The 6,765-nt window shown below is 51.1% G+C and carries 9 protein-coding genes; all 9 read left to right on the forward strand.

The window, feature by feature from the left end:
• On the forward strand, window positions 1-379 hold a 379-nt coding region (locus AX692_RS19925), incomplete at its 5' end, for an NUDIX domain-containing protein (protein ID WP_196491741.1).
• Window positions 376-1,200, forward strand: a complete 825-nt coding sequence (locus tag AX692_RS00640; RefSeq protein ID WP_073977517.1) for a hypothetical protein — start codon at window positions 376-378, stop codon at window positions 1,198-1,200. The genes AX692_RS19925 and AX692_RS00640, both read left to right, overlap by 4 nt.
• A 9-nt stretch (window positions 1,201-1,209) precedes the next feature.
• Entirely contained in the window at window positions 1,210-1,803 is a 594-nt protein-coding gene (locus AX692_RS18635; protein ID WP_196491742.1) for a histidine phosphatase family protein, read from the forward strand.
• Between the two features lie 7 nt (window positions 1,804-1,810).
• Window positions 1,811-3,121: an MFS transporter gene (locus AX692_RS00650; RefSeq protein WP_081095045.1), complete on the forward strand. Its 1,311-nt coding sequence runs from the start codon at window positions 1,811-1,813 to the stop codon at window positions 3,119-3,121.
• Window positions 3,111-3,542 carry a cupin domain-containing protein gene (locus AX692_RS19390; protein WP_196491743.1) on the forward strand — a complete coding sequence of 144 codons (432 nt, stop codon included), beginning with the start codon at window positions 3,111-3,113 and terminating at the stop codon, window positions 3,540-3,542. Before AX692_RS00650 ends, AX692_RS19390 begins: the two co-directional genes overlap by 11 nt.
• Complete coding sequence (locus AX692_RS18640; RefSeq protein WP_081095046.1) at window positions 3,539-4,420, forward strand: inorganic triphosphatase; 882 nt, start codon at window positions 3,539-3,541, stop codon at window positions 4,418-4,420. The genes AX692_RS19390 and AX692_RS18640 overlap by 4 nt, the downstream gene beginning before the upstream one ends.
• Complete coding sequence (locus AX692_RS00655; RefSeq protein WP_081095047.1) at window positions 4,417-5,385, forward strand: site-specific DNA-methyltransferase; 969 nt, start codon at window positions 4,417-4,419, stop codon at window positions 5,383-5,385. The genes AX692_RS18640 and AX692_RS00655 overlap by 4 nt, the downstream gene beginning before the upstream one ends.
• Window positions 5,382-6,107, forward strand: a complete 726-nt coding sequence (locus tag AX692_RS19395) for a hypothetical protein (protein WP_155646236.1) — start codon at window positions 5,382-5,384, stop codon at window positions 6,105-6,107. The genes AX692_RS00655 and AX692_RS19395 overlap by 4 nt, the downstream gene beginning before the upstream one ends.
• 14 nt (window positions 6,108-6,121) lie before the next feature.
• Window positions 6,122-6,502, forward strand: coding sequence for a hypothetical protein (locus AX692_RS19400; RefSeq protein WP_155646237.1), 381 nt, complete (start codon window positions 6,122-6,124; stop codon window positions 6,500-6,502).
• Window positions 6,503-6,765: the final 263 nt, after the last annotated feature.

The following is a 6,765-nucleotide window of genomic DNA, read 5'->3' on the forward strand; positions in this document are numbered from 1 at the left end:
GAACTGCGCCCGCAAGGGAATCCCCGCCGAGTCAAAACGTGGGGAAAACGCTCTAGAAGAGGCAGCGCGGCGCGAGGCGAGCGAAGAAACCGGACTCCCGATAGCCAATGTGATCGCCCAAGGTAGCGTGTTCCTAAATCCTGCATTGATCGCCGAAAAGACACACCTCTTCCTCGCCCCGATACAGAGCCAGCAAGCTCCGCTCGCGAGCATCGATCATTCGGACATGCTCGGTGATGTCAAGCTGGTCCCCTTGTCGTTCGATGAGATGAGGAACCGCATTGAGCTTGCGACAATCATCGACGCAAAAACAATTATCTTAGCGAACGCTTTGTTTGCTTCATCCATATCCATTCCAACAAAGGCCAAAACTCTATGAAGATTCTTCAAATGCCTGAAGGCAGGGAAATATATTTTCAAGACAAAGAGGTCGTGGTTTTTAATCAGCTTGCCAGAAAATTTCCTATGGACCGGTGGTCCCAAGACGAATTCTATGCTTGGTTAGAGAACGAAAAAACCATCATCATTGACAAAGTGCCGGGTGCCAAGATCGTCGAGAAGGCAGACGCCCGCGAGAATCCCCCGCTGAACACCGCCATCTATTACGACACACCAAATAGAGAAATTCTGCCCACCGGCGCTTTATTGCGAACGTCATGCAACAAAATTACCCACGCTTTTTGTGCCTTCAAGATGGCCGAAGACGACCGAAGCGTGCGAAAAGACCACAGGTACGTTTTCGAAGGTGAACAAAAAACTACGATCCAACAGGGGCCGGATTCAGCTGAAGCCGTCGCGGTTGTGCAAAGGCTCATGCGGCGCACCGACATTGAGCATCCTGGTACGTTTCTCAAAGAGGCCTATGGCATCGATCCGACCGAGCTGTCGCCAAGCATTCGCTTGGACAGCGTTCGATACGGCTTTTTCGTATGGCTTGATAAGAAAGACGCCCTGCGGTGCAGCATAGATCGCTATGATGTATGCGACCTGCGCGTATCCGCAGATCAGCGCAAAGTCTTGCCAGTGGCAGAGATTGAGCTGGCAATCTATCCTAGGATATCGCAGCAGATCGCTGAAGATCCTCGGGTAGTAGAGTTGGTTGAGTCCCTTTCAGACAGCATCATATCTCGGTTTGATACGAACATTACCCTCGACATCAAATATCAGCGATCGGCGCAAGCCCTGAGTATCTCTTACTGAGGTCCGGTGGTGTTGATCTTGATCCGTCACGGCCAAGCTGAATGGCAATTGAAAAGAGACTGCAATCTCAACAGTAGTCTTACTGAACTTGGCCAAGCGCAAGCAGTAAGCTTGGGACAGTTTATCCAAAAAGGGGAACATCCATTGGCCGTCACGATCCGTGATACACCGATTGTGCACACCAGCCCACTCTTACGGGCAAAGCAAACGGCGGACGCACTGGCAAAGGCCAACGGTTTCGAGCTTTCGGTCATCGACGAACTCGCAGAAGCTCCCTTCGATCTAACAGAGAGCCTGCCACGGCAAGCGAGAATGGTTGATTGCGAAACTTACAATCTTGTGTGCCAACAATACACGGCGTTTTGTGATGGCCTGTCGGTTGCCCTGATGCACTTGCTCGCGAGTCATAAGGGCAAGCCTATTGTGGCGATCACTCATGGCGGCGTCATCAAGACGATCTTGCGTTTGTTGTTAAACCGGCATTCGGTCAATTTTACGATCAAAAATGCATCGATTACGGCACTGAGCTGGGAGAGCGGGATATGGCAGATACATGACATCTCTTGGAGCGAGCACCTTTCACAGAAAATGAAATCAGTGTAGCGGAACGATGGTAACGGCAAGCTCCGCGCGCAAGTCTTCTTTTGGTCTGGTAGGGCTGCTCAAACGCAATCCAAAATTCGCGCGTGTTTGGTACTCAGAAATTGTCAGCGGCTTTGGGGATTGGTTCAACCTAATCGCGACTGCGACGCTTATCGAGATCCTGACCGGTACGACATCCGCATTGGGTTGGCTGTTTGCACTGAGAATGATGTCGCCATTTTTGGTGTCACCATTCGCCGGTGTTCTGGCCGATCGATTCAACCGCAAATGTATTCTCATATGGTCTGACATTTTGCGTGGTGTTGTCGTTCTTTGCTTCTTGCTGGTGCAGTCCGCAGAGGATGTCTGGCTCCTTTATGTGCTGACCGCACTTCAGCTGGGCTTGAGCGGCCTTTTTGTCCCGGCACGCAATGCGATTCTGGCCGAGATCGTATTGAACAAAGATCTTGGTGACGCCAATGCCGTTAGCTCCACCACATACGCAGTCATGCAAGCTGTCGGGGCGGCGGCAGCCGGAATAATGGCCGGCTGGGTCGGACTGTACGAAACTTTCGTCTTGGACTCTCTCACCTATGTAGTCTCAGCAATCTTCCTGGTCGGGATTTGCTATCAGCCTATTGCCACTAATCCTGATAGGAAGCCAAGCATCCTCGGCGATTACCTCGATGGTTTGCGTCACCTAAAACGCAATCGAGACGAGCTCATGACTACCTTACAGAAGGGCCTTAATTCCTTCTTCATCACCAGCGGCCTGAACATAATAACCATCATTCTTGCCGTTTCGTATTACCCCATAGGCTTGAATGGGAGCATAACGATCGGCCTGTTCTACGCTCTGTCCGGACTGGGCACAGCGATTAGCCCTTTGATGGCGCGTCGCTTCGCGAACGACGATGTGGGCAGGATACGTTTAGGTCTTGCGATCTCCTTTCTGATCAGTGGCCTTGGCATGGGCCTGATAGCCTCGAATGGTAGCCTTGCTGTTGTGTCGATCGGGATGTTTGTTCGTGGCATCGGTGGCGGGTTGTTGTTTGTATTCTCAACCCATTTGCTGTTGATCACGACGCCCAATGAATTGAAGGGTCGAGTTTTTTCTTCCGAATATGCTGTGCGCACGCTGATGGCTGCGCTGGGCGCGCTCATCCTCGGTTATCTATTTGACAGCGCGTTTGGTTTCGAGGCGACCCTCTGGCTCTGGGCCTCGACAATCCTCGTGCCGATTGTGCTGAATATTAGATGGCTGTTTGTATCACGTCCAATAGCAATGACAACGGACGAGGCAGATGACCGGAAAAGGAGCAAAATTGATGCCTACTAGCATTCTCAAACCAACGCCGCCCTTGGCTACGCACCATGTGCGTTTGACGGATTCGCCAATCATCGAAGCGATCGACGGCGTTGAAGTTAGACCACTTTGCGTGAACGAGCAGGCCAGTTTGGCCTATTTCTATCTCGGTGAAGGCAAAGTGAGCCAATGGTGCGAGCACCTGGATTTCGATGAGTTTTGGTTTGTTCTTTCTGGTTCTGGAAGGATTGCAGTCAAGGCCAGGGACGGTGCCTCGGGCGAGACACAGGTTTCCCGAGGCAGTTCGCTCATCATTCCAAAAAATAGCGCGTTTCAAGTTTTTGCTATGCCACACCATTCGCTTGAGATTGTCGCCTGTTCCGTTCCACCATTTGAAGAACGAAATGTTCGATTACTTCAGGCGAAGAGGTCAGAAGGCGAGCGCCAAACATGAGTCTCGCCCAGACCGAAATTGAGCTCAAATTGGCTGTTACCGAGGATTCGCTCCCGGCGATCGTGAAACACTGCGATAACCTTTATTCCGCCTCGCGGCGCAAATTTCTTAAATCGTGGTATTTTGATACTCATGATCTGCGCTTTCGTCGGGCCAATGTGGGACTGAGAGTGCGTCTAGCAGATGAACGGCATATCCAAACGATCAAGTGCCGTTCGGCCAAGACATCTAGCCTGTTCGAAAGGGCCGAGTTCGAATGCGCGCTAGAGACCGATCGCCCGACCAAACAATCAGTGAAAGGCACTCCCATAGCCGAAATGACTGGAGACCTAGACTTCGACAATGAAATCACAGAAATTTTCACGATAGCGGTTGAGCGTTCAATCTACGACGTCGAGTTGTCTGGCCGAGGCAACGTTCAAATTTGCGTCGACAGCGGCGTTGTCGAAGTTAGTTCGGCTCGCATACCGATTAGCGAGATTGAGATTGAGCTCATAGACGGCGACCCTCAGGCTATTTTTGCGCAGGCCAGAGTGTTCGCTTCAAGGTGGCCGGTTTGGCCGAGATCGAAAACCAAGCCAGACTTCGGGTATCAAAGTTTGGAACAACATTCGCCGCAGATATCAGCCCTCAGTGATGAGTGGCCCCAAAGCCTGTTTGACGCCATAGCGCGTTTCGATGCTCCTGTTGAGGCGTATCAAGGTTGGGGTGATTTCGCCCGCGACCTTTCGGCCACCAGTCTACCGCGCGCAATCCGCGATGAGCTCCGCCAAAAACAACCGCCTAGCCCTCTTTCGGCGGGCAGCTGGGCGATTGAGACTCTGCAATTCGCCCACTTTCCTAATGAATCCGGGCTAGATCGGGAGCACAGCTCATGACTTCTGCAGCATCAACTCGACCAAGATCGGATAACTCACGCGTCACAGGACAACGACTCAAGGCGCTAACGAATTGGCTCAAAACACATCCAACGGATCAGCTTGGTAACCTTCTGATCCAGGATGATAACCTTGCAGCCATGCGCACTTTGAACGATTATCTGGCAGGCCGCATCAAGTGCATTTTCATTGATCCGCCGTACAATACGGGCCTGGGATTTGGGCAGTATTCAGATGCCTATCAGCATGACGAGTGGCTCGCGTTCATGGAGCCTCGATTGCTCGAAATGTGGCGCCTCTTGGCGGACGATGGCATGATTTGGATAGCGATTGATGATCACGAAGCGCACTACCTTAAAGTACTTTGCGATAAGGTGTTTGGCAGAGCGTCGTTCATCTCTTCGATCGTGTGGCAGAAGCGCATTGTTCCAAAGCTGACAGCAATCGATATCTCGTCGTCACACGACTATCTTCTGTTCTACGCAAAGGATCGCTCGAAGCTGCGTCTCAATTTCCGTCCCAAAGCAGAAGAGATGGCCCATTTTGCTCGGTCCTACCCATGCTTGGATGAAAGCAACTGGGACCATTGGAAAGACCACGACGCCACGCCCGTGAGATCTGTCTGGCTATCGACAGAGGTTGGTGACAATGAGGAAGCCAAGGCTGAAAGCCGCGATCTTTTCCCCAGCGATCCCTTCGCTACGCCAAAGCCCGAACGACTGCTGCGCCGGATCATTGAGCACTCTTCTGAACCCGGCGACATTGTTCTTGACGCATTTGCGGGTTCGGGCACGACAGCTGCTGTCTGCGCCAAACTAGGCCGCAGGTGGATTGCGATTGAGCAGGGTGCGCACGCCAGCTCTCATATAGCGTCGCGCCTCAACGCCATCACACCAGATTGCTTCGAACTTTTCATCGACGAGGGCGGTGCCGAGCCGCTCAATAGTGCAGCCGAAACACCATGACCGTGCCTCTCATCGTCATCCTGCTCTTTGCCGTTGTTCAGTCTGTCTACGGTGTTGGGATATTGGTATTTGGAACACCGACCCTTCTAATCATGGGGTATGATTTTCCAGAGACGCTGAGTTGGCTTCTGCCGGCATCAATTACGATCTCGACAATACAAGTTATTTCAGAGAAAAGTGTGTCGAAGAAAAAAATAGACTGGATTGATCTAGCATGTTGTCTCGTACCTCTTACGATTACTCTGATTATTTCTGTAAAATTTCTTTCCACTACGTTTCTTGCGGTCGCAATTGGCGGTCTTTTGATTGTAGCTGGCTTGATGCAATATTCTAAAATTCTTCGCGTTAGGCTTACTGCGCTGATTTACGTCTACGAACGATACTTTCTTGCAGCAATGGGAGCGGTACATGGAACAACAAACATGGGTGGCGCCTTGCTCTCGACCTATGCTTCTTTTAAATTTAAGGATAAGTCAGAGATCAGAAGCGTGACAGCTTTCTACTACCTCATTTTTGCAGCAGTTCAGCTTTCTGTTCTCGCGGTTATTTCCTTTTCGACACTCTCCTCAATGCTGCTGCTCGCCGTCCCAACTGCTGCGGCAGGGTACTTTCTGATCGGGTCCGTCATCTACAAAGCGTTGCCAAACCCCCGCTACCTCCACACCCACAACGCCCTGATCATTTTGTACGGTATCATCACTATAGCGAAGGCCTTTGCCTGAAGGTGGCAACGATCATGGAAAGCACAGTCCGTACCTCAGATCTGATCATTTTGAAAATGTATATGAAATATGGGGACCGAGTGCCGGGCCGATCGCTTAGCCTCTTTAATAACTCAGTCCTACTCCACCGGGCATTGATTTTGCGTGCGCAGGAGGCTGGCCTTGTGAGCGCCATGCTCGGGCAGTCGACTTACGGCTTTGTGCAAGATGGTGACATGGCTTATGAACTGTGCGAACTTATCAATCCATCAAGAGTGGTTTGGGTTGAACTGCAAGACTCAGAAGATAATCTACAGCAATTTTGTATCAAAAACGCTGAACTACTTTACGAGGTTCCTATTTACTCTCAGTCTATACAATCTTGGGTAATTGAAAAATTCAAAACAAATAAATGATTTTTTTGAAATCATCTCGTAATCTCCAAGAGCCAGCTGTTTTACGCCCAAATAAGGCGGGTCTTGAGCAGTTTGGCTCAACTGGCTTTGCCAGATCTCGCTTTCGAGGCAGTCTTTAGCTTCTCGATGCGCTCAGATCAGACCTCGTGCACCACGCGACCAAGTTCCTCGACCTGTGCGCCGAGCCATTCGAGCTCTTCTTTCGTCAGGCTCTGTTGCAAACATTGGTGACGGCCGGGCAGCGTCACCCCGTCTGGGGATCA

The organism is Erythrobacter donghaensis (assembly GCF_001557325.1).
GTDB classification, from domain to species: Bacteria; Pseudomonadota; Alphaproteobacteria; order Sphingomonadales; family Sphingomonadaceae; genus Erythrobacter; species Erythrobacter donghaensis_B.